Source organism: Variovorax sp. HW608, from assembly GCF_900090195.1.
In the GTDB taxonomy this organism is placed as follows: Bacteria; Pseudomonadota; Gammaproteobacteria; order Burkholderiales; family Burkholderiaceae_C; genus Variovorax.
In genome coordinates this window covers 3,598,374-3,622,128 of the sequence record NZ_LT607803.1, presented here as the reverse complement: position 1 = coordinate 3,622,128, position 23,755 = coordinate 3,598,374, and the positions used below count along the sequence as shown (strand labels likewise).

Annotated in this window: 16 protein-coding genes, 3 pseudogenes and 1 other annotated feature; of the genes and pseudogenes, 10 read left to right on the top strand and 9 right to left on the bottom strand. The window is 62.6% G+C overall.

From position 1 onward, the window contains the following. Positions 1–29: 29 nt before the first annotated feature. Positions 30–953 (bottom strand): annotated as a pseudogene (locus VAR608DRAFT_RS17010) (Mu transposase domain-containing protein); the annotation flags it as partial. Between the two features lie 146 nt (positions 954–1,099). Here VAR608DRAFT_RS17010 and VAR608DRAFT_RS17005 point away from each other — a divergent pair. The 5 genes and pseudogenes from VAR608DRAFT_RS17005 (at position 1,100) to istB (ending at position 6,585) form a co-directional block, all read left to right on the top strand. Continuing rightward, positions 1,100–2,368 carry a site-specific integrase gene (locus VAR608DRAFT_RS17005; protein WP_088952376.1) on the top strand — a complete coding sequence of 423 codons (1,269 nt, stop codon included), beginning with the start codon at positions 1,100–1,102 and terminating at the stop codon, positions 2,366–2,368. Beyond that, entirely contained in the window at positions 2,365–3,732 is a 1,368-nt protein-coding gene (locus VAR608DRAFT_RS17000) for a tyrosine-type recombinase/integrase (protein WP_088952377.1), read from the top strand. Before VAR608DRAFT_RS17005 ends, VAR608DRAFT_RS17000 begins: the two co-directional genes overlap by 4 nt. After that, positions 3,729–4,730, top strand: coding sequence for a tyrosine-type recombinase/integrase (locus tag VAR608DRAFT_RS16995; RefSeq protein WP_088952378.1), 1,002 nt, complete (start codon positions 3,729–3,731; stop codon positions 4,728–4,730). Before VAR608DRAFT_RS17000 ends, VAR608DRAFT_RS16995 begins: the two co-directional genes overlap by 4 nt. 95 nt (positions 4,731–4,825) lie before the next feature. After that, a pseudogene (locus VAR608DRAFT_RS16990) lies at positions 4,826–5,749 on the top strand (Mu transposase domain-containing protein); the annotation flags it as partial. 56 nt (positions 5,750–5,805) lie between these two features. Beyond that, positions 5,806–6,585 carry an IS21-like element helper ATPase IstB gene (gene istB, locus VAR608DRAFT_RS16985; RefSeq protein WP_088954487.1) on the top strand — a complete coding sequence of 260 codons (780 nt, stop codon included), beginning with the start codon at positions 5,806–5,808 and terminating at the stop codon, positions 6,583–6,585. Between the two features lie 117 nt (positions 6,586–6,702). On the opposite strand, the gene VAR608DRAFT_RS38555 is transcribed toward istB, so the two are convergent. From VAR608DRAFT_RS38555 to VAR608DRAFT_RS16970, 3 genes are all read right to left on the bottom strand, one after another. Further along, positions 6,703–7,050 (bottom strand): E2/UBC family protein, encoded by a 348-nt coding sequence (locus VAR608DRAFT_RS38555; RefSeq protein ID WP_443082953.1) that lies wholly within the window; start codon positions 7,048–7,050, stop codon positions 6,703–6,705. A gap of 134 nt (positions 7,051–7,184) precedes the next feature. Further along, complete coding sequence (locus VAR608DRAFT_RS16975; RefSeq protein ID WP_088955121.1) at positions 7,185–8,228, bottom strand: cyclic GMP-AMP synthase DncV-like nucleotidyltransferase; 1,044 nt, start codon at positions 8,226–8,228, stop codon at positions 7,185–7,187. Further along, complete coding sequence (locus tag VAR608DRAFT_RS16970) at positions 8,221–9,342, bottom strand: patatin-like phospholipase family protein (RefSeq protein WP_157731029.1); 1,122 nt, start codon at positions 9,340–9,342, stop codon at positions 8,221–8,223. Before VAR608DRAFT_RS16970 ends, VAR608DRAFT_RS16975 begins: the two co-directional genes overlap by 8 nt. 638 nt (positions 9,343–9,980) lie before the next feature. Here VAR608DRAFT_RS16970 and VAR608DRAFT_RS16965 point away from each other — a divergent pair. The 5 genes and pseudogenes from VAR608DRAFT_RS16965 to VAR608DRAFT_RS16950 all read left to right on the top strand — a co-directional run. Next, a pseudogene (locus VAR608DRAFT_RS16965) lies at positions 9,981–10,570 on the top strand (IS3 family transposase); the annotation flags it as partial. Further along, positions 10,259–10,375 (top strand) — a sequence feature (AL1L pseudoknot). (Overlaps the previous pseudogene by 117 nt.) 1,311 nt (positions 10,571–11,881) lie before the next feature. Then, positions 11,882–12,733, top strand: a complete 852-nt coding sequence (locus VAR608DRAFT_RS37105; protein ID WP_157731027.1) for a hypothetical protein — start codon at positions 11,882–11,884, stop codon at positions 12,731–12,733. Positions 12,734–12,806: 73 nt separating this feature from the next. Further along, positions 12,807–14,648, top strand: a complete 1,842-nt coding sequence (locus VAR608DRAFT_RS16960; RefSeq protein WP_157731025.1) for a Mu transposase C-terminal domain-containing protein — start codon at positions 12,807–12,809, stop codon at positions 14,646–14,648. Continuing rightward, on the top strand, positions 14,624–16,486 hold the full coding sequence (locus VAR608DRAFT_RS16955) for a TniQ family protein (RefSeq protein WP_088955118.1): 1,863 nt from the start codon (positions 14,624–14,626) through the stop codon (positions 16,484–16,486). Before VAR608DRAFT_RS16960 ends, VAR608DRAFT_RS16955 begins: the two co-directional genes overlap by 25 nt. Positions 16,487–16,580: 94 nt before the next feature. Continuing rightward, entirely contained in the window at positions 16,581–17,885 is a 1,305-nt protein-coding gene (locus tag VAR608DRAFT_RS16950) for a TniQ family protein (protein WP_088955117.1), read from the top strand. A gap of 356 nt (positions 17,886–18,241) precedes the next feature. Here the strand turns inward: VAR608DRAFT_RS16950 and VAR608DRAFT_RS16945 are convergent, their stop codons facing one another. The 5 genes from VAR608DRAFT_RS16945 to VAR608DRAFT_RS16925 form a co-directional block, all read right to left on the bottom strand. Further along, positions 18,242–18,577 carry a Rieske (2Fe-2S) protein gene (locus tag VAR608DRAFT_RS16945; protein WP_088955116.1) on the bottom strand — a complete coding sequence of 112 codons (336 nt, stop codon included), beginning with the start codon at positions 18,575–18,577 and terminating at the stop codon, positions 18,242–18,244. Between the two features lie 12 nt (positions 18,578–18,589). Continuing rightward, positions 18,590–19,474 (bottom strand): Bug family tripartite tricarboxylate transporter substrate binding protein, encoded by an 885-nt coding sequence (locus tag VAR608DRAFT_RS16940; RefSeq protein WP_157731023.1) that lies wholly within the window; start codon positions 19,472–19,474, stop codon positions 18,590–18,592. A 143-nt stretch (positions 19,475–19,617) separates the two neighbouring features. After that, positions 19,618–21,246, bottom strand: a complete 1,629-nt coding sequence (locus VAR608DRAFT_RS16935) for a 3-(methylthio)propionyl-CoA ligase (RefSeq protein ID WP_088955114.1) — start codon at positions 21,244–21,246, stop codon at positions 19,618–19,620. 45 nt (positions 21,247–21,291) lie between these two features. Further along, entirely contained in the window at positions 21,292–22,647 is a 1,356-nt protein-coding gene (locus VAR608DRAFT_RS16930; RefSeq protein ID WP_088955113.1) for an MFS transporter, read from the bottom strand. Between the two features lie 8 nt (positions 22,648–22,655). After that, entirely contained in the window at positions 22,656–23,630 is a 975-nt protein-coding gene (locus VAR608DRAFT_RS16925; RefSeq protein WP_088955112.1) for a quinone oxidoreductase family protein, read from the bottom strand. Positions 23,631–23,755 lie beyond the last annotated feature (125 nt).

Genomic DNA, 23,755 nt, shown 5'->3' with positions numbered 1-23,755 from the left:
AGGCAGCGAAGGCGTCATGGCGGGTTGCATCATTGGTAGTAGCCCGGGCCGCGCACGTTGGCGTGCGCCGGGCTGGTCCATTCGGCGGGCGCTTCCTGGGCGACGCGATCCCGGTTGTTGGCCAGCAGATCACGCACGTGTCTGTAGCGCACGGTCCCCAGCGCCAAGGCGCGCTCGCACGCCGCCTCCAGCCGTTCCTTGCCGTAGCGCCGCGACAGACTCAGCAGCCCCAGGCAGGAGCGATAGCCGTGCTCCGGATGCTTGTAGGTCTGCAGAAGCCGGGTGATGAGTTCGCCGCAGGCCATGCCGATCTGCCGGCCCCACTCGATCAGGCGCTGGGGCGTCCATTGCAGCTGTGCCCGGTGCGCTGCGGGCATGTGTGCTTCGACCGTGGTGTAGCCGCCGCGCCGGTCGCTGCGGACATGGGCGGCCACCCGCTGGCCGCGCAGCAGCAGCTCCACGGCGTGCTTCGTCAGCCGTGCCTCCAGCGTCTGCCCCACCAGCGCGTGGGGCACGCTGTAGTGGTGGCCGTCCAGCTGGACGTGATAGTCAATGTGGACCTTCACCGTCTTGAAGCGGGCGAGTTCATAGCGCTGCGGCGGCAGCGGCATCAAGGCCGGCGCGTCCAGCTCGGCGAACACGCTGGCGCGGCTGCCGGGCAGCTTTTGGAACGGGCGCTCGTTCACGCTGGGCAGCAGCTTGGCGATGGCCGCGTCGACCTGGGCGACGGTGTCGAAGCGGTGGTGACGCAGCCGCGCCAGCACCCAGCGGCCGATGATTTGCACCGAACTTTCTGCGGAAGCTTTATCTTTTGGCGAACGCGGGCGCGCCGGTAAAACCGAGGTGCCGTAGTAGCGGGCGAAGTCCTGCACCGTGTCGTTTGCGCGCGGCTCGTAGCGATCGGCCGAGGCGATTACGGCCGTGGCGTTGTCAGGCACGACGAGCGCCGGTAATCGTGAGGACCGTTTAATGCGAAGCAGAGTCACCCCCACTGCGGCACCACTCTGAACACCCCTTCCATCAGAAGGTCACCTGCTCGTCATTTGGCGGTTTCGTCTATGCCCTTGATCGGGATGCATCCCGATCAAGGAGACACGCCATGTTTGACCGCGTTTCGCCACAGCATGCTGCGCTGCTGAGGCAACTTAAGCACCAACTCGTTGACACCGGTTACAGCTCAGGCGCGATCCGACGCCAATGCGCCGTCGCTGCGAACTTCCTTCGCTACCTCGAGCGGCGCAAGCTCGCTGTCGCAGATCTGCAGCCGCTGCACGAGGAGCAGTACCTGCGCTGCGAGCAACGACGATTCCAGCGACGCCACGGACACGCGCCGCGGTCTATGGGAAGCTGGCGCGGCTCGCACAGCGCAGGCATCCACCAACTGATGCGGATGGTCATGGGCCGATGGCCGCCTGAGCCCTCGCCAGGCAATGAATTCGAGGCATTTGCCCACTCGCTTTGTGATGAGTTCGCTCAGTGGCTCGAGCAGGACAGGGGGATGGCCGCCGAGACCATTGACGACCTGGTCGCCGAGGCGCGGCGGTTCATGTGCTGGCGTCACGGCCAACAGTCGTTGGCCGACGAGCTGCGTTCGCTGAGCACCGCTGACATCGACGCGTACCAGCAGGCGCGGGCGCCTTCGTTGCGGCGCGTCTCACGCAAGTCGCTGGCCCAGCGGTTGCGCAGCTTTCTGCGCTTCCTGCACGCCAGTGGTAGAACGCCCGACGAGCTGGCCAGCCGCGTGTTGGCGCCGACACTCTACGCGCTGGAGTCGATCCCTTCGGCGCTATCGGTGCAGCAGATCAACGACGTCGTGCGGATCTGCCGCGCCGACCGCTCGCCGACAGGGCTGCGCGACCACGCCATCGTATTGCTGCTCGCTAATTATGGGCTGCGTGCCGGGGAGATCGTTCGGCTGCGGCTGGAAGACATCGACTGGCGAGGCGATCAACTGTTCGTGCGGCATTCCAAGACCGGCGCGCAATCGGTGCTGCCGCTGCTGCCGGCGGTCGGATCCGCGCTGCTCGCCTATCTGCGCCACGGTCGGCCCGCAACAGGTGCTCGCGAGATCTTCATTCGCGCACGTGCACCCTATCGGCGCTTTGCCAGCGGATCCAGTCTGTACGCGCAGCTCCAACGACGGCTCAACGCCGCCGGCGTGCAAACCGACGGCAAGCGGGGTCCTCATGCCTTCCGGCACGCGCGCGCGGTCAGCCTGCTGCGCAGTGGAGTCCCACCGAAGGTCATTGGCGATGTGCTGGGACATCGATCCGCAGCATCGACAGCGCCGTATCTGAAGCTCGCTGTGGACGAGTTGCGCGATGTGGCTCTGGAGATCGATGAACTCATTGGGGAGGGCGCGCGATGAACACCTGGCCTGACGACGACTCTGCGATCGAGCGGCATCTGAAGCACCTGAAGCTGCGCAGCCGCGACACAGTAGCGGTCTACCGGTGCGTGCTACGCGGGTTTCAGCGCTTCGTGCGCGAGCGTGACGACCCGAGCGTCGGCATCGCGACGCTGCAGGCCTGGCTGCGCGATCGTACGGCGCACTGGCAGTCATATCTGGTGCTGCATAGGGCGCGCATCGTCGATCGCTTCCTCGACTTCCTGCAGTCCGAAGCGGCGATCCCGATCAACCCCCTTGCCCAGCTGCGCGAGCGCTACGCTCAACGATGGAGCACCCCGGTCGTGCGTGCGCTGTTTGCGGCCGATCCACACGGCACGCTCGAAGCCCTGCGCCCGCCGCCACGGTTCGCCAGCTTTCTGGGCGACATGCTGCGCCGGCACGTCGAGCTGATGCGCGCCATCGGCTACCGCTATGAGACGCAGTCGGCGCGCCTGCTGCGTTTCGATCGCTTCCTGCAAGGCCGCCCGGAGCTCGCCGGCCAACCGCCGAAGGTGCTGCTGCAGCAGTGGGCGGCACAGAGCCGGACGCTGAACGACGCCTGGGAGTGCGAACAGACGGCGCGCACAGTCGCGCGCGCCTGGCGACGACTCGATCCGACCATCGATCTGCCTCCGCCGGATCGGCGGCTCAAGCGTTGCGCCAAGCAGCAACAGCGCCGCCCCTACATCTACTCCCCGCAGGAGCTACGCCTATTGCTCGACACCGCGGGAAGCTTTCCGTCCCCGTGCGCACCCCTGCGCCCGCACGCGCTTCACACCATGCTCGTGCTCGCTGGCTGCGCCGGGCTGCGGCTGGGCGAACTCGCGCGCCTCGATCTGCGCGACGTCGACTTGGACGCCGGTCTACTCGAAGTGCGCGAGACGAAGTTCTTCAAGTCCCGAGTGCTGCCGCTCAGCGGCAGCGTGATGGCCGTCTTGCGCGAGTATCTCGACGCCCGGCGCCGGGCCGGCGCACCGCAGGACGGCAGCAGCGGCCTGTTCTGGCATCAGCAGGCCGCGGGCCGCTACTCGCGAGTGATGATCGAGAAGCTACTTGTCCGGGTTCTTCGGCGAGCCGGGCTCAAGCCGGATCGGGGCAGGTGCGGACCCCGCATCCACGATCTTCGTCACGTATTCGTCGTCTATCGCATGCTGGCGTGGTATCGACAGGGCATTTATCCGCAGGCGCGGCTGCCGTACCTGGCGACCTATCTCGGCCACAAGGACATCCATTCGACGCTGGTGTACCTGACGGTGACTCAAGAGCTTCTGCAACTGGCCAGCGAGCGGTTCCGGCAACTGGCACTGCGCAAGCTGCACGCCACGACGGGAGCAGCGCGATGAAGCCGGTCGATCCGTTCCCTGCATTGCTGCACGCCTTCTTCTATGAGCGGCTGGTCCAACAGCGCAACGCCTCCGTGCACACGATACGCTCGTACCGCGACGCGTGGCGACTGTTCCTGCGCTTCGTCGCCGCGCACCGACACTGCCGCGTCACCGACCTCACTCTGCCGGCGCTGAGCGCCGGCGAAGTGGCTGCATTCTTGCAGTACAGCGAGTGCGATCGGAAGGTGTCGATCGGCACGCGCAACTGCCGGCTCGCGGCGCTACACAGCTTCTTCGCCTTTGTCGCCGAGCGCGAGCCTGCGGCCGTCGCGCAGTGCGCCGAGGTGCTGCGAATCCCCACCAAGAAGGCACCCAGGCCAGCCCACCGGGACCTCGAGCTGCACGAGATCGAGGCGATCCTGGCGCAGCCCGACCGTGGCCGACTGGAGGGTCAACGCGACCACGCGTTGCTATGGTTCCTCTACAACACTGGTGCACGTATTCAGGAGGCACTCGATGTCCGTGTCGCCGATGTTCGCTTCGATACACCACGTTGCGTTCGCCTGTTCGGCAAGGGCCGCAAGGAACGCATTTGTCCGCTGTGGCCGGAGACGGTCGACTTGCTCTCAGCACTGCTCGAGCGCCAGCCACGCACCGGTGATGAACTACTGTTCGTCAACCGCTACGGGGCACCTCTGGGCGCATCAGGCGTGCGGTTCAAGCTCGCGCAGTACGTCCGTGCCGCCACCCAAGTGATGCCAACGCTGGCATTGAAGAAGGTTTCGCCGCACGCGTTTCGGCACGCTGCCGCGGTTCATCTACTCGCCGCTGGAGTCGATGTCGCCGTAATCCGCAGCTGGTTGGGCCATGCGAGCCTTGAGACCACCTATCACTACGCCCAAGCCAACCTGGACACCAAGCGCGAAGCACTGGAGCGGCTGCAGCCACCACCGACCAAGAAGTCTGCGCCTTGGCGACGCGATGCCAGCCTGCTCGCCTGGCTGGAATCGCTCTGACTGCGTGCAGCCACCAATGCGAAGGAACTGTCCGTCTTGGGCGTGTTCGGATCCAGGGACCACATCAGTTCCTTCGCATTAAACGGTCCTCACGATTACCGGCGCTCGTCGTGCCTGACAACGCCACGGCCGTAATCGCCTCGGCCGACCGCTACGAGCCGCGCGCAAACGACACGGTGCAGGACTTCGCCCGCTACTACGGCACCTCGGTTTTACCGGCGCGCCCGCGTTCGCCAAAAGATAAAGCTTCCGCAGAAAGTTCGGTGCAAATCATCGGCCGCTGGGTGCTGGCGCGGCTGCGTCACCACCGCTTCGACACCGTCGCCCAGGTCGACGCGGCCATCGCCAAGCTGCTGCCCAGCGTGAACGAGCGCCCGTTCCAAAAGCTGCCCGGCAGNCGCGCCAGCGTGTTCGCCGAGCTGGACGCACCGTCCTTGATGCCGCTGCCGCCGCAGCGCTATGAACTCGCCCGCTTCAAGACGGTGAAGGTCCACATTGACTATCACGTCCAGCTGGACGGCCACCACTACAGCGTGCCCCACGCGCTGGTGGGGCAGACGCTGGAGGCACGGCTGACGAAGCACGCCGTGGAGCTGCTGCTGCGCGGCCAGCGGGTGGCCGCCCATGTCCGCAGCGACCGGCGCGGCGGCTACACCACGGTCGAAGCACACATGCCCGCAGCGCACCGGGCACAGCTGCAATGGACGCCCCAGCGCCTGATCGAGTGGGGCCGGCAGATCGGCATGGCCTGCGGCGAACTCATCACCCGGCTTCTGCAGACATACAAGCATCCGGAGCACGGCTATCGCTCCTGCCTTGGGCTGCTGAGTCTGTCGCGGCGCTACGGCAAGGAACGGCTGGAGGCGGCGTGCGAGCGCGCCCTGGCGCTGGGGACCGTGCGCTACAGACACGTGCGTGACTTGCTGGCCAACAACCAGGATCTCGTCGCCCAGGAAGCGCCCGCCGAATGGACCAGCCCGGCGCACGCCAATGTGCGCGGACCGGGCTACTACCAATGATGCAACCCGCCGTGACGCCTTCGCTGCCTGTAAACCACCAAACAACGCTGATCCCCATGCTCAATAACGCCACCATCGCCCAACTGCGCTCCCTCAAGCTCCAAGGCTTCGCCGACGCGCTGCAGCAGCAACACGAGCAGGCCGACTGCCTGGGCCTGTCCTTCGACGAACGCCTGGCCCTGCTGGTTGAGCGAGAGGTCTATGCCCGCAACGACCGCAAGCGCACCCGACTGCTGCAGCGGGCCCAGCTGAAGTACACGACCGCGACGCTGGAGGACGCGAGCTTCGAGGGCATCCGCGGCATCGATCGCTCGACGTTGATGGGTCTGGCGCTGTCCACGTGGATCGAGCGCGGCGAGACGGTCTGCTTCGCCGGGGCCACGGGCCTGGGGAAGACCTGGTTGGCGTGTGCCCTGGCGCAATACGCCTGCCGCCAAGGGCACTCGGCGCAGTACCTGCGCGTGCCGCGCCTGGCCGAGGAGCTGCGCATCCTGCACGGGGCGGGCAGCTTCCGGCGTTGGCTGCAGCAGCTGGCCAAGGTGGACGTCCTTGTGCTGGACGATTGGGGAACGGGTGCCATCGATGCATCCACCCGTGCCGACCTGCTGGAGATCATCGACGACCGCAGCGCGCAGCGCGCCACGGTCATCACGCACCAGTTGCCCGTTGAGCACTGGCACGCATGGCTGGGAGATCCGACCCTGGCCGACGCAATCCTCGACCGCTTGATGCAGCACTGCCGGCGCTTCACNCTCGAAGGCGAATCACGTCGCACGGGACGCAACGCAGGTGTGGCAAGCAAGACGAAAAAGACAACTCAGGAGGCCAAATCCTGACCTGACCTCACGCCCCGACCCTACACTTCACCCCCTACGCAGTACCCGCCGCCGGCCCGGCGGTCACGATCGCCGAAACGGGCGGTCACGATACCGAAACGACATTTGCCGACGCCCTCATCGGCGTCGGTCACGATGACCGAAATGATCGGTCACGTTGGCCGAAATACGCAGTTTCCAGTAGGCCATGAACTCGCGTTCAAACTCTCGGCGGCAATCTCCCTCTGACATGCACAGAAGCTGGATCGCGGCCTGCAGGTGATCCAGAACGCGCGATCCGGCTTCTGCGGCGCAGCGCGTAGCTATGAGACAAAGTCGCGCGTCTCGCTCAACATGAGGCCAGCGAAAGTCTCTTCCGGCTTGGGGCGCGAAGACCCGCGGCTGTGAGTTGGGAAACGAAGAGTCGATCGTCACGATCAAGTGGTCAACCCCGCCGATGCGCAATGTCTCGGGTGGAATTTCCACGCGCCAGCCGTGCCGCGAGCCACCATACGGGGCTTGTTCAAGCTTAGCCTGCGAAAGCCTCCTCCAACGCCCAGGGTACTGGGCGTTCAGGTTCTGCTCGATGTTCGCAATCAAATGGTTTCAGCCTCGCCGTGTCAGCCGAAACGGCCGCCGCCATCGCTCCTGCGCGCGGTTTCGACAGTCGTAACGGTAATGGCAGAGCCTTTGCCGTTGCCGCCATCAACGTCGTTGTCGGGGCGATCCGTGAAGAACGTTGTGTCGAAGACTTCGTCCCAAGCTTCTCGCGCCTTCTTTCGCGTGGTCTCGGCGCTATCCAGGACCTGCAACGTTTTGAGCGCGCTGCTCAGGCAGTCGCGAAAGAAGACGACCTCCTCGTCACCATGCTCAGCTAGGTTGGCCGAATTGACTGGATGCTTGACCTCCGTGGAAGCGAGCAACTTACTTTCGATCGCCTTCCATGTTTCCCGAAGGGCAAGGTCATCCCGAGTCTCCTTGTGAACAAAATGGTCCACGACGAGCTTGGTGATGCAAATTCCGCTGGTGGTCTCGTCTTTCCAGCTCTCGCGGCGCGCAAACTTCTTGGTGAGTTTCGTTACCCGGCGCATCTGGCTGCCATCACTCTCGCCTTGGTTCAGCTCACCAACAAGATCGTTGAACCAGCGTGTCACTGCTCTGGCATCAGATTTGACCCAATCGTCCCCACTGGCCAATTCGTAATGTTCGACCGATTCGCCACTTCCATTGACCGTTTTGACCACCCTATAGACGGGAACGTCAATGTGATAGCCCACTGCGTATTCCTGTCTAACGCAGTTGCTCTTTACCGTAGCTTCTTGCTTGAAGCGTCCATCCCACTTGAGCGCATCACAAACGCGCTGCCGCGCCGCCACAGGTGAAAGAGCAGTTCCGTTGCTGTCTTTGAGATCGTCTTGCTCAAAATAGGTGCCGTCGTCAATGTCGTAGTCATTGCCAGAATCCTGAACCATGGTTCGCATTTGATACGACCCCTGTGACTTCACCTCCCGGGGCTGGGGGTGGTCGGCTACTGTCAGCCCGTTTTGGAGGCGGGTTCGACCGTTATCTCTGCGTTCGCGCATATCTTTTTGCTGCGCTGAAGAGAGCGTCACTTCGTCGCGATGGAATGCGGTCATTTCGCCGTGGCAATCGATATCAGCCATGTTGATCCTTGTTCGAGTTGTTACCGGGTGGAGCGTTGGATAGGGAAAGGGCTTCGTGAAAGGCACGCATGCGCGGTTCTTTCTTCATTGCCGCCCAGGCATAGTCGACATCCGAGATCGCTTGTCGCGAGAGCGCATTCAATACCTTGGGGCGAGCGTCATCCATGTTCACCAAGTAGTGGCGAAGATCGTTTGACGGGCACTGAGCTGGCAGTCGAAACGCAAAGCTTTCATCGCCGCGAAGTTCTGCCATCTTTCCGCAGAGATAGTCATAACCCACGGCCTGAGCGTTCAAGCTTGCAGCAATAGCTTTCAGCCCGAATTTCCAGCCCCATGCTGCTCGATGCACGCTCGCGCCTGTCTCTTCTTCGCCGCCCTGAGAGGGGAGGGTGCCGAGCATGAAGAGCTGGATGGGCCGTTGCTCGCCACGGTCGTGAAGAATTTCGATCGCCTCCATCATGCCGACAAGGCCCGGGTTGTTCGCCCACAATCCACCATCCACATAGGTCGCTGTGGTGCCGTTGCCGCCGGGTTCCTCGAGCTGCGCCATCGAACGAAGAATGGGCGCAGCGCTGGTGGCCATGCAGACGTCGACCAGCCTGCGATCGTCATCGCGACCGTTCAGGCGCCGAAGATGTCGCGTTTTGAACACCACCGCTGCATGGCGATTGAGGTCGATTGTGGGGATGGCCAGGGCGATGCCTCGTCGCGCGTAGACCGCGCCGATGGTCTCATCTCCAAGAAATTCGGAGAGTGTCGACCTGAGCGCGCGATCCCCCGCGCGCAACCCGCACCCCAACATTGGGATCAGGGTGCTCAGGACTGGCCAGCGTCGCAAACGTTGGTATGGAAAAATCTTGTCGCCCGCGTCCTGATACAGGCGCCCCACAGTGTCAAGCGGCACGCCACCCGCCAACGCGCAGGCTACGATTCCTCCAGTACTGGTGCCGACTATGAGATCGAACGCGCGTCCTACGTCTATTTCATAGTTCACATCGCCTGAGGCTCGGGCTCGTTTGGCGAAAGTTGCTAGGTATGCCGCCTGGTAGGCGCCTCGCATGCCGCCGCCATCCAGACAGAGCACTCGAAAAGGTTCGGGCGCAATCCCCTCCATCCTCATTTCCCTTCATATTGTTTTTGGCAAGGTTGGTGCGAGGAATGTACTTTCAAGGACCCCTCAGCAAGATCCGACGCACGTGAGCGCCTATGGTGGGCATCTTCCCCAATGACGCCTCGATCACGAGGCTCGTCGGCGCCATGATGATGGAGCAGAACGCAGCTTCCGGAAAGACGCTTGAGGACCTCCGAGGCTGAACTGCGCTCGAGCGGATGTCCTTGGTTGATCGACTTCGAACCGATTCGTCAAGGCGCTGCAGGCCTGCGCCGAGGCGGATCGCTTAGTTGGTCATGACGACGCATTGGGGGCCCACGAGAGCAGGCGCTGCCCTTCTGACCGGGGCACCCGCTTGGTCGATCCAGCCGGAGCCTCTGTACTTCGTCCTCCGAGTAGGCACGCAAGCCCGGCGCTTCGAGATCCTTGACGCCGAGCACCTGAAGGTTAAGGGGGGGCATCGTCTGGTCCACCGTCCTATTGCAGATCCCAGGCGCGGTAAACGCTTCGTTGGGTGGACTACAAAAACGCCGGGGCCAGGAGCTGCGTGCTGCATTCCGGCAGGCACTCGAAGAAAGGCGGGCTGAGCTATGAATCGCCTCGGGTTTTGAGGAGGCTCAACACTCTGAGAGGATTGAGCCATGAGCAAGTCGAACAAGTTCTCACCCGAGGTGCGTGAGCGTGCCGTGAGGATGGTGCAGGAGCACCGTGGGGAGTACCCGTCGCTGTGGGCGGCGGTCGAATCGATAGCGCCCAAGATTGGATGCGTGCCGCAGACGCTGCTGGATTGGGTCAAGCGCGTCGAGGTCGACACCGGCGTGCGCGAAGGCGTCACTACCAGCGAGGCCCTGCGGATGAAGCAGCTCGAGCGCGAGGTCAAGGAACTGCGCCGGGCCAACGAGATATTGAAGCTGGCCAGCGCGTTTTTCGCCCAGGCGGAGCTCGACCGCCGGCTCAAGTCCTGAAGGACTTCATCGACAAGCACCGCGATGCCTTCGGGGTCGAGCCGCTCTGCAAGGTCTTGCAGGTCGCCCCGTCGGCATACCGAAGGCATGCGGCACTGCTTCGAGAGCCCCACAGGCGCTGCGCCCGCACTCTTCGAGACGAGATGCTGATGCCGCAGATTGAACGTGTCTGGCAGGCCAACATGCAGGTCTACGGCGCCGACAAGGTGTGGCGGCAGCTGGCACGCGGGGACGTTGTCGTGGCTCGTTGCACGGTCGAGCGACTGAGCTCTCCGGTGAGGCAGAGCGGCCGCCCGCAGTTTGCTTTTGTGTCGATTGTCGTAGTCAGACTACGATACCGGACGCAAGTCCAAGGTGCGCAAAAGTGCATATTGCTCCGACCAGTGCAGGGCCAGCGGATTGCCGGCGCTGATGGCCGCCGAGCGCGTTCCCGTGCCGGCTATACCTCCTGACATCGGCCCTGTTGAACTTTGCGCGCGGTGCAATGATCCCGAAGACATGGCGACGTGGCAGAAGTGCGAACTCGTCTTCGATGAGGACAGCGCCACCGTCGATAGCTTCGCCTACTTGGCAGTTCTATGCCGCAACTGCAGTTCGAACGGCAAGAGCGTTGAGGTCACACCTCGGCTTCCGTGGTTTCCGTCTGGCGCAGCTCTCGAACAACAAGCCTCTGGCGCTCTGACGGGCGAGGAGTGTTCGAACTGACATCGCTCGCTCGCAGTGGTTGATCACCGCGATACGGCGGGCGAAGTCTCCTCCAACTACCAGAATTTCCAGAACGAGCGCCTGCAAGGAGCAGCTTCAAGGGGTGCTCTGATCGTGGTTCCGCTACCGAACCGCGGCGTCGAACTTCTCGCTCGTGGTCATGGGCTGGTCCGCGAGCTTCCACATGACCACGGAGAGCCAAGAGTCGAAGTCGGTGTGCTCGGTCAAGAAGATCCTCGTCGGAGAGCTTGCCCGGCTCAGTGATCATGGTGGCGCGATTTTGCCTGAGCTCGGATCGCGACTCTGACCGGACGGTAGGCGCGCCGCTCGAACGCAATCATCCGCACTCACAAGCCGCGGTTCTCATGCCGCCGTTGCCACGGATCGCGCTGAACTTTCAAGTGACCAAAGAGTAATCCTCACGACCATCGTAATACCGTCTGGGCAGCCGCAATAGCTTCGGAGACTAAATCTGGCGCATAGAAAGCTTCCGGTCAGTGCAGTCATTCCCCGCGAAGGTCAAATTTCCGAGGTCAAACTTCACAAAAAAGGGAGCGAATCAGTTCGCAGAAAGTATTGAACGCGAACTTAAAAACGAGAACGTTTCGTGCGGAAAATGAAAGGCCTAAATCCGGGGTTAATCAGGACTCCGCACGTGCGCTTGACAAGCGGGCTGGACAGCGCTATCAATTCGCTCCCCGGCGCGCTCGATGTCAGAGACATCAGCTATAGCAGTGGCGTCAAGAACTACCACTGCCAACATCGCGAAGAGTTCCCTGAAGGGGTTCGACTTCGACGAGCTTCGATTTGCGATCGTCGCAAAACTTTCCGACGAAACATCGTCACGGCCTCAATTTGCTTGGAGGTCGCAAATGGAATCTTGCGCTCCCAAAGATCGTGAGCGCGTGCTCACTGGTCAAATTCCATTCATCTCGCTCCAGCCAACAACGATCCTGCCAGCCGCGCCAGTGGCCTTTTTCGAAGACGGACTGGACCCAGCCTTTGGAACGGAGGCATGGGCCAATGCAGTTTTTGCTTCAGCAAGTGCAGGCGAGGGTTGGTCGCGATCCCGAATGACGCATCGCCATCAAATCTTGATTGATGGCGAATATAAGCACATCGAAGGCTTCGAGAATTTGGCGGCCTACGCTTTGAACTATTTGGCTAAGACTGGGCAAATTGGTCGTTGGAAGTCACAGCCTTTTCAATGGCAATTGGAAAAAGATGGTCCCTTGAGGGTTCCGGATTTTCTGGTCGAACTGTTGGTGCCGCCGCCACGATATTTGATCATTCAGGTGAAAGCGGCGCGATTCTTGACGGTTGCGATTCAAAATGAATTTGAGCGAGAACGTGCCGCCGCGAGACCTCTGGGCGTCGAGCACGTTGTCTGGACGGACAAGCGTCCGCTCGATCAAAAGGCAAGAAATCTTTTCTTTCGAATAAGAAATTCAAGGCAGTATCCGGAAGGCGAGCTCGTCGCGCTGGTCTCCGAAGTTGAAAAGTCGGGCTCTTGCACGGCGTTGCAACTCGCGGAAAAAGGACATGACCCTGCTTTGCTGCCAATCGCGATTCAACAAGGAAGAGTGTTTTTAGATCTGCGGGGGTCGATCCATGAGCAAGCCATCATTTCCACGAGCCCCATCACTGATCCAAGAGAGTTTCTCCTTTGCAACTGGGCTGATCCTACGAGTTGGTGGAACAGTCTGCCAAGCACAAAAAATTGAGGGGCAAGACGTATACCTTCAGCATTGCGTTACGCACGAGGTCCGCATCGAACAGCTCTGCAAGCTGGAGGCCTTGGTCCCAGGTGTCGATTTCGTTGTCGCTAGTCCGAACGACCTGGAGCAGGTCATCGACCTGATAGCCCGCTCCGACAGCGAGCGCAAATTGCTTCGCGCCTTGCCAGCGGAAAACAAGTCGCCAGCGACGATGAGCATCTTCCTCGAGCGATTGCGATGGCTCAATGCCTTGCACTCATCGGGGCTCGGTCCGTTCGTCGAATCCGACCTTACATCGCTCGAGATCCGATATCTTGCCCAGAAGTACGACCTTCCCGTCAGATCCGGCGAGACCCTCGCCAAGTGGGAAAAGCTTGGAGCGGATGCCGGGCCCCAGCTGCTCCCGGACTTTGCTGCGCGCGGTGGAAAGGGGCAGGTCCGAGGGCAACCTCAGGTGGAGGAGTTGATCGCCCAGGCCGTAGTGATGGCTCGCGCCGGCAAGATCCCGCTGACCACCCAAGCCATCAAGGAAAAGCTCGAGACGATGGTCAACACGGCGAGGGTGGAGACTGGAGTTCCTCTCGATTTTCCAAGCGACAGCACGATCCGGCGACGCTGGATGAGTCAGGCAACGCCGTATGAGAAGGCTGTGGCGAAGGTGGGGAAGAAAAAGGCCGACCGGATGTTCAGGCCGGCGGGTGCGCGAGCCAGGGTGACAGAGCCTGGCCTCGTCTACGAGTTCGATGACACGGACACCAAGGTCTTCTGCGTAGACGATCGAACGAAGCTTCCTTGGGGGCGGCCGTGGCTGACGCTCGGCGTAGATCAGCATTCGGCGATGCCAACTGGCCTCTCGATGGACACCATACCGCTGTCGAGCCAATCGGCGGTGAGTGCGCTGGTGCACTCGATCGAAGTCAAAGATGTCGAGTATCTCAACTCCTCTGGCGGCGGCAACGGTATCAAGTACATGTGGGAGGTGAGCGGGTACCCAACGCAAGCCGTCTTTGACAACGCCGTGCAGAACAGCTTGCGCGTGGTCTCATTGAACGCGAACGTCGCCGACGCAAGTTGGGCAAGGCCCTACTGGCCGACTGACAAAAGAGAGGTCGAATACAAGAATGGACGCTTGGTGACCTGGCTCTGCAAGCAGCCCGGATTTCGCGGAGTGCGCGGAGATGTCGATGCAATCAAAGAAGGATTGGCCACCGCAACACTTTCCATCGATCAACTCAGGCAGGGAATCCTGCGATGGCTACTCGGCGTGGATGCGAACCAGCCTGGGAAGGACGGACTCACATCGAGGCAGCGCTATTTGGAATATGGGCGCGCCCTGAAGCTGGCAAGGCAAATTCCTCCGGACACGCGCCGACTTCGAATGCTTCGCATGCTTGCGCTTCCCAAACCGGTCACCTGGAATCGCTATGGCATTCGGATCCTGGGCGGACTTACGTATCAGGACGCCGACCTGTTCACGCGCTACATCAACCGCCCTGGCGGCGACATGAAAGTCAATGTCCGCATCGACCCGGAAGATCTTTCCTCCATCTACGTGATCGTCCCAGATTCCGAGCTCGTCTTGGTGGTCGACTGTTGCGTTCCAGACTATGTCGAAGGACTGACCCTGTACGGGCAGAAGCTCATTTTGAAGCTCTGCCGCGAGAAGAAGAAGCAGAACCCTTCGATCATCGACTTGTGGGCCGCGCGAATGGAACTCCAAACGATGACCGAGCAGTGGGTCGCGGACAAGAAGGTGGTGCTTCGCAAGCGCGCGGCGGCTATCAAGCAGTCAATCGCACTCAAGAAGCAGAAGAAGGAGGAGGAATACGCAGCTTCCCGCCTTGAGACCGCCTGCACTGAGCTGGACGCCGTGACGTTGGATCAGGAGGACGAAAGATGGCAACTGCCGATCGCCGACTAGGTCGAGAGCGTTGGCGCGGCGCCTCGCTCGCCGACCGCCATGCAGCCTTCAAGGCCGTCTACCTCGCACACCCACAGTCCGTGAGGATCATCAAGAACTTGGACATTCGACTCCGGATGCAGGGGCTGTCCGGGGAGAGCACGGGCATCGTGATCCGCTGTCCGTCGGACGGCGGAAAATCCGCCTTTATCAGATACCTCAGGCGCAGGTATCCGCCAGTGGAGAAAGAGGATCGCACGCTTTATCCAATCATCGGATTCAGCGTACCTAGTCCATGTAACCCGCTGCGCATCGCCAATGCCATCCTCGAGGAGATCCACGATCCCGATGCCGAGGGAATGAATGCAGGTCATCAAATCAGCCGTGCACGGAGGCTCTTCGGGGAAGCTGAAACGAAGATTATCGCGATCGACAACTTCCAGGACGTTCCTGAGCGCCGAGGAATCAAGGGAGTGCAAATCGTCGGTAACGCCCTTCGCGATGTGATCGATTGCAACCTTATCGCAGTCCTTTTAGGGACCGACGAGGGGGACATTGTGGTTCGATCGAACGAGCATCCAACGTGGCTACTGAAAACCAGGTATACGCGGGAGAGTCTTGTCCCCGGCCCCCAGTACTGCCCTCATTGCCTTGCGCAAAGCGGCGGTGGGTACTTCAGGACGGTGTGGCGCCTTGGGTTCGTCACGGTGTGTCCCATTCACCTCTGTGAACTGCTCGATCGTTGCCCCGCTTGTGGGGCAGGCGTATGGCCCGTAGGCGCGACAATGCCACGTCTCTTCGAAGTCGATCGGCCCACCGATTACCTGCACTGCGCGCGATGCGGGTTTCAACTCAGCAGAGCTCCCACCGATCGGGCGCCGGAACCCGAGGACACAACCTGGTGGGCGACATCATTAATCGCAGGCACGCCTCAGGAGCTCGCTGCTGATCTATCAGCAGCAAGCGTCGACTACCTCCAGGGGCTGGACGCGATCTGCCATCTGTTCATCCGAAACCGGCCGCGTGCGCAGATCGTTGCTAGTTCTACTGGATGGGCGGACGTCGCGAGCGGCTTGGTGCTCGAATCTGGTACCAACCAAGTCGAGCTCCTGTGCATTGAAGATCGCCGAAAGCTGATCCACCTCGCACGGCCGATGTTGAGCGACTGGCCCGATGCGTTCGTCGACTTCGCTCGGCGGACAGGCTTGAGCCAAGAGCACTTCAGCGGATCGGAGCACTTGATGCCCGAATGGATGAGGAAAGTCGTCTACCAAAAGCTCCGCAAGCAAAAGAGGGCATCCATGCCGGTCGTCTCCGCGGAGATTCAGGCGATGCAGTCGGCCGGCCTGAAGGTCACCCAGCAGGCCCTGCGTGAACGGCTGGGCGGTGATTCGAAAGCGATCAGGGTTCTGCTTCCATGTCGGCCGAAGGCGAACCGGTGGGAATACGCACGCTTCTCAAGGAGGACGACGAGCGGGCATCAACGACACCGAAAGCGTCAGACCGTGGCGCTCGTGAGGAATCGACTTCACCTGATCCTTGCGGCCCTCTCCGGTACGACCTTGGAGGGGGTGGCGGCCATGACGGTCCGAGAGGTCCAGGCATTCGTCGATGTTAGGCACGGAGGCGCGACCGCTGAGGAGCGTGCTCTTGTCGTTTCGATGGGCGAGCATTGGGAGCGCTTGTCTGCTCGGGCCGTGACCTGGGGGGATCCTGTTCTGCCATTTCGAACCTCGAACAATACCGATCCTGCTCGAACCGCCCGATATGCACTACTCAAAGTGATGCGCGGCATGAAGCCGGATCTGCGTCGCGACATCAGCGTCTTCTGGCGACGGGGGAGGCCGCATCAGGTCTAGAGCGCCGCCGCCGACGACCGGCCGGTTACCCGAAGGAAGTCGGTTCGTCATTCGTCCCGCGGCGCATGATGAACACGCCTGGCCCGGGTGGCTCATGGCGCTGGCCAGCGACAACCACTTCGATGGAATTCCAAAGTTAGCTGCGCTTTACGGTGTAAGCCCGCGGCAGCTGATTCAGCTCGACCCTGCGTACGGCAGGGATGCAATTCTGAGCGGCAAGCCAATCAAGGTTCAACCGACGACAGGCCGCGCCGGTAGTGAACGCTCGATCTTTTGCCGCGCGTGCGGGCAGTGTTTTGCGACAGACAAGAAGCCATATCACCGCGCGGAGTGGGATCTGCCGCTGAGCCTCGTTTGCAGCATCCACTCGACGCTGCTCATAGATACCTGCAGTGCCTGCGGGAAGCCCATCGACTACCTTCGTGCGGAGGTTACCCGCTGCTCGTGCGGAGCCTCATTTCCGGCAACCGGCGAGGCAGCGCCGCCTTGGCTGAACACCATGGTGAAGTTGTTCATCGACCCCGACGCCCCGCAAAGGCGGATGAGGTTCGCGTTGCCCGACGAGGACGAGATGCTGGCAGCCCGAGCGCTCATCCGGATGGCGGACCATCAGGCTGGGCGGTCGAAGGTGTATGCGAGCGGAAGACGCGTCGTCGTGCCGATGCTTCGACAGGAGCACCTTGAAGACCTGAGGCCGTGGTTCGAGCATGGCGCCGCATCCTTCCTTGCCCGCATGAGAGAACTCGGCGGCGAGGAGGAGGGCTGGATGCGCTACCGGATCAGTTTGAAGCTCTATCGGTTTCCGCGGCTGTCAGGAGTGCTATCAACTGCCATAAAGGCCAAGCCGCTGCGCGTTCGGCGAGCCGCAAGGCGCGACGGAGGTGAGACCGAGGAGTTCTACCGCGCGGACGATCTGCGCAGAGCCTTTCGCATGAATCGGGACACGGTCGTCTACTGGGCTTCGGTCGGCATCCTTCCTGCGGACTCGTTTCCGCCAGGCCAGCGTAGTCGCATCTCTGTGGCAGCGTTCGAGAAGGTCAAGAAGTTGTTCGATGGCAGTTGCTCGCAGGAGGAAGCTGTCGATCGTCTTGGGTGCACGAAGGAGGTCGTGCGAAAACTGATACGGTTGGGGCCGCTCAAACGTTCGAACTTGTTGCCTACGGTCGGCCACGACAGGGTCGAATTGAAATCGCTGCAGGACTTGAGTCGTTTCTTCTTTTCGCGCGCCGCGACGGGAGGTATCCAAGCTCAGAGCATCTCGCTCGAAGAGGTGGTCAAGGACATCGCGACTGCGGAAGGGTGGAAGGACTTCCAATTGAGCATCGCATCGGGGGCCTGTATTTGCTGGTTGGGGGAGGGGGACCCTCCGCGCTTGGGCGACGTGCGATTTCCCTGCTAGGAGATGACACGAGCACGGATCCTCATGACATCGCCGCCGCGGTCGTCACCGCAAGCGCACAGTTAGGAGCCAACCGAAGCCGAAATCGGAAGGTCGGCTGAGAGCCACTGACCAGTCGCGGCGCCGGCCCGTTGTCTACTTCGGCAACGTGCCCTTAGCGGACTAAGCGCGGTTTGAAAAGTTTTGCCAGCGCGACCAGTAAGCAGCCTCGAAGGACGATGCAATTTGTCCCTGAGACCGGACGTGCGAAAAAGTGAACACCGGCAGTCTGCTCGGACCTCCGAGGCCGTAATAGGCCACCGAGCAGATCGGGGCTTCCTCGTCCGTCGCACGAGGGCCCACGCTCGCCGCAGGTGTCATTCGAGCGGCGCCCCAGCAGCGAACGCGTCCTTGATTGTCACGATGAGACCGCCGTCGCGGACTTCCAAGGGCAACTTCTTGAGGCACAAGCCGCCCGTCCCGGGCATGCAACCCGTGGTCACGTCAAAGCGCAGCCCGTGTGCGGGGCAGCGAAGGATGCGTCCTTCCAGCTTCCCGCTCGCCACGGAGGCGCCCTGGTGAGGACACTCGTTGTCGATGGCGTGAAACTCGCCGTCGATGTTGAAGACAACCAGGCTGCGGCCATCGATGAAGGCGAGCTTGCGCCCGCCGGGCGGCAGGTCCTCCGTTCTGGCAACGAGAATCTCACGCATTCGTGGCTCCTGTTACTCAGGCTTGAAGCCGATCTCGCGAAGCAAAGCTTCCGTCTTTGCCGAGTCCGAGGCAAGTGCCCGCGTCAGTTCCTCCGGAGAACGGTTCACGCCTGGGAGCTCGAAGCCGATCTCGCTGAGACGGGTGCGCATGCCCGGCTGCGCGAGTGACTTCTCGATCGCTTCGCGCAAGCGGTTCTGCACCGTCGCTGGCACATCCGGCTTGACCCATACGGCGAGCCAGGAGACCGCTTCCAGTTGCGGATACCCCAGTTCGGCAAAGGTAGGCACATCGGGCAGCAACGGCGAGCGTTTAGGGGAGCTGACCGCGAACGGCCGGATCTTGCCCCCAGTGATCAGCGGCAATGACGTGGGAATGCCGTCGAACATCAAGGGCACGTGCCCGCCCATGACGTCGGCGAGTGCAGGAGTGGATCCCTTGTAGCCCACGTGAACCAGATCGATGCCGGCCGCCTTGTTGAACTGCAGGCCGAGAAGGTGCGACATCGTTCCCGCGCTGTAGGAGGCATAGCTCACCTTCCCGGGCTGGGTCTTCACGTACGAGACCAGTTCCTTGAGGTCCTTGGCGGGCACCGACGGTGCCCCGACGAGAACCAGTCCGGTGCGAGCAATCTCCGCCACTGGCTTGATCTCCCGGGACATGTCCACGGGGAGCTTGACGATATGCGGCACTTCGCTGACCAGCGAATTGACGGCGACGAGCACCGTGTGCCCGTCGTGGGGCGCCCTCGACAGTTCATTGACCGCGATCGCGCCGGCGGCACCCGGCCTGGGATCGACAACGGCAGGTTGTCCCAGTACCTTGCTCAGATTGTCCCCAAGCAGGCGCGCGACGATGTCGGCCGATCCGCCCGCCGGCCCCGCGACGATGACGCGCACCGGCTTCTCAGGCCAGTTGTCGGCCTGCGATGCGATCGGCGCAAAGGCCGCGATCCCAGCGAATCCTGCGAAGCAGATGGCGCGCAGCGCACCCCGAAGCGAAGTAGTGAAGTCCATAAGGTTCTCCTTGTGCGATCGGCGCCTCAGAGCGTGGGAAGCTGGTGGTTCTGGAACTGTTCACGCAGCTTGTTCTTCTGCATCTTGCCGGTGGCACCCAGCGGGATGCTGTCGACGAAGACGACATCGTCGGGTGTCCACCACTTGGCGATCTTGCCGTCGTAGAAACGGATCAACTCTTCGCGGCTCACCTCGGCATTTGGCTTCTTGGCCACCACGAGCAGCGGCCGCTCGTCCCACTTGGGATGGCGCACGCCGATGCACGCGGCCATCGCGACGGCGGGATGCGCCATCGCGATGTTCTCCAGATCGATCGAGCCGATCCACTCGCCGCCCGACTTGACGACGTCCTTGCTGCGGTCCGTGATCTGCATGAACCCATCGGTGTCGATGGTCGACACGTCACCGGTCGGGAACCAGCCATCGACCAGCGGATCGCCGCCCTCGGACTTGTAGTAGCTGGAAATGATCCACGGCCCACGGACCATGAGCTCGCCAGCGGATCGTCCGTCATGGGGAAGCTCCTGGCCATCATCGCCCACGATCTTCATTTCCACGCCGTAGATCGCCCGTCCCTGCTTGGCCTGCACGGCCGCGCGTGCGGTCGCATCGAGCGACAGGTGCTTCGGCTTCAGCGCGCAGACCGTGCCAAGGGGACTCATCTCGGTCATCCCCCAGGCATGCATGACATGCACGCCGTGATGGTCCTGGAATGCCGACATCATGGCCGGCGGGCAGGCCGAGCCGCCAATGATCGTGCGGCGCATCGTGCTGAACCTCTGGCCCGTCGTCTCGACATGTGTCAACAGGCCCTGCCAAACCGTGGGCACCCCTGCGGACAACGTGACACCTTCGCCCTCGAACAGGTCGTAGAGCGACTTCCCGTCCAGCCAAGGCCCTGGGAAAACCAGCTTGGCGCCGACCATGCACGCCACGTAGGGCAGCCCCCAGGCGTTGACGTGGAACATGGGGACGACGGGCAGGATCGTGTCGCGTGCCGAGCAGTTGAACGTATCGGGCAGCGCCGCCGCGTAGGTGTGCAGCACGGTGGAGCGATGGCTGTAGAGCGCGCCCTTGGGGTTGCCGGTGGTTCCCGACGTGTAGCACAGCGACGAAGCGGTGTTCTCGTCGAACGAGGGCCACTCGAACTCGTCGGAGTGCGCCTCGATCAGATCCTCGTAGCACAGGAGATCGGGTAGTGCCGCCGAAACCGGCATGTGGGCGCGATCGGTCATCGCGACGAACGCCTTGACGGTCTTCACACGCGAGGCGATGGCCTCGATGAGCGGCAGGAAGCTCAGGTCGAAGAACAGGATCTGGTCTTCGGCATGGTCCGCGATCCAGACGACCTGGTCCGGATGCAGTCGCGGGTTCAGCGTGTGCAGCACGGCACCGGAGCCGGACACCGCGTAGTACAGCTCCATGTGGCGGTAGCCGTTCCAGGCCAACGTGGCCACGCGGTCGCCAAACTTCATGCCGCGGGCCGCGAGCGCGTTGGCCATGCGACGGGCGCGCTGGCCGAGTTGCCGGTAGGTCTGCCGGTGCAGGTCGCCTTCGACGCGACGCGAAACGATCTCCTGCTCACCGTGATGGCGTTCGGCGTGGGTCAGCAGGGTGGAAATCAGCAGCGGCTGCCGCATCATCAGTGCATTCATGATGGTCCTTGAAAGTGATGCTTTGTTGAAAAAGGCGCTGCTCGCTCAGGCAAGCGCTTTTCGAGGCGCGGGAGGGAAGACGGGGCCGCCATCGCCGAGTGGCTCGCCGGCGCGCTTCGCATCGGCCTCGTAGCTGCGAGAGGCCGCCATGAAGGCCACTGCGGCGACCACGGCAAATGTGGGCATCGCGGTCAACGCCGTCTCCAGCCCCCAGTGGTCCGACAGAACGCCGGTGATGAAGGGACCGGCAGCCAGGCCGAACAGGTTCTGGCACAGCGCCAGCACGGAGGCTCCGGTGGCCCGCACGCCGGGGTGGATGACATCGATCGCCACCGCAGCGACGGGTCCGACCGTGCAAGTCATCAGGAAGCCACCGAACGCGATGAGTGCGAACTGCGACTGCCGCGAAAGACCCAGTTGCAGCTGGGCTTCGCCGAATGCCGTCGCGAGCACAATCAGCGAGGACAGGCACAGCAGCGCCATGAGCATGAGCTTGGCTCGCGGACGCCGCGCGCCGGCACGGTCGACCACGGCACCCCAGACCACGCTGCCCACGGCACCGCACAGGACGACCAGTGCTGCCTTGACGCCCGCCTGGTCGGCAGCCATTCCGTGTACGCGATTGAGGAAGCTGGGCAGCCACGACCAGACGGTGGAGACCACGATGAGCTGCATGGACCCGCCGATGCAGATCCACAGCATCGTCCGCGAACGAAGCAGCCCGCGCGCGATGGCGCGCGCCGCGGTCCCCGTGGAACGGGTCGCCGCATCGAGCCGGGGTGTGAGCGCGACCGTGCGGTAGTCTCGAACCGTCAGGTACAGCAATGCGAGCACCAGACCCGGGATGCCCACGACGCCGAACGCCGCCTGCCAACCCCACCGGGCCGCGATCACGCCGCCCAGCATCACGCCGAGTACTGATCCGACCGAGGCGCAGGCAAAGAAGCCAGCCATCAACATGCCGCGCAAGCGCGATGGAAAGTGACTGGCGATGAGGGCTCCGCCCACCGAACCGTAGCCCGCCTCGCCGAGCCCCACGACTGCTCGCGCGGCGAACAGCTGGCCGAAGTTGCGCGTGAACATGCACGAGATGCTCGCCAGGCTCCACGCCGTTGCCATCACGACGATGCTCCTCACGCGACTCGTGCGATCGGCAATGAGGGCCACCGGCAGGGCGCCCAGAGCGACGGTGATCGACACGACCGACACGAGGGAGCCGAGCTGCTTGTCCGACAGCCCCCAGGCAAGCTTCATGTGCGGGAACATCGAGACGATGACCTGACGGTCGATGTAGTCGAACACCATCAGGCCGATCGTCATCGCGAACGCGAACCACGCCTGGCGGGGGCCGTAGAGGTATTTGTCCGGGTGGGGCCGGGCGTCTTGAGTATGCAGGTCCATGATGGGTCTCAGGGAACGAGTACGGTGGCGCCGGTGGTGGCGCGCGATTCGAGGGCGCGGTGCGCGTCGGCCGCGCGGGCGAGCGAGAAGATCTGCTTCGGCTCGCTGACGATCTTTCCCGCCTTGACCAACGCGAAGACCTCATCGGCCATCTCCAGCATGTGGGCGCGCGGATGGATGTAGTGCACCATGGCCGGCCGTGTGACGAAGAGGGATCCCTTGAGGGCAAGTTGCCGGTGGGTATCGATCACGACGGGGCCGGAGGATGTGCCATTGCTTACCAGCAAGCCGCGCGGCTGCAGGCTGTCGAGCGAGGCTTCCAGCGTGTCCTTGCCGACCGAGTCGTACACGACAGGCACGCCCCTGCCGTCGGTGATCTCTTTGACGCGCTCGACGATGTTCTCGCGGGAGGTCACGATCACGTGCGCGCAGCCGTTGGCCTTGGCGATCTCGGCCTTCTCGTCGGTGCTAACGGTGCCGATCATGGTCACGCCCATGGCGCGCGCCCATTGGCACGCGATCAGGCCCACGCCGCCAGCGGCCGCGTGGTAGAGGATGGTCTCGCCTCCTTTGAGCGGATACACCTGACGGAACAGGTACTGCGCCGTCATGCCCTTCATCATGAGCGTGGCCGCGGTGCGATCGGAGACTTCATCGGGCAATGGAATCAGGACCGCCGCCGGCATAATCCGTACTTCCGAGTACGCACCCAGAGGACCCATCAGGTAGCCGACCCTTTGGCCGACCTGCACCTCCGTCACGCCGGGGCCAACGGCCTCCACCACCCCAACGGCATCCGAGCCCAGGCCGCTCGGCAGTGACGCCGGATAGAAGCCGGTACGGTGGTAGACGTCGATGAAGTTCACCGCGATGTAGGTATGCCGGATGCGAACCTCGCCCGGGCCGGGATCGCCCACCTCGACGTTCTCGAGTTGCAGCACGTCCGGGCCGCCCGTCGCATGGAAGAGGATGGCTTTTGGCATGGGAGAGCTCCTGTGAATGGAAAGAGAAAGTCTGAAACTTCGATCGCCATCAGCCCTTCCCGCCAGGGAAGGCCGATGCCGATTCGTTGAGCCCGGTGGCGGACCTCAGGCAGGGTCCGCCATCG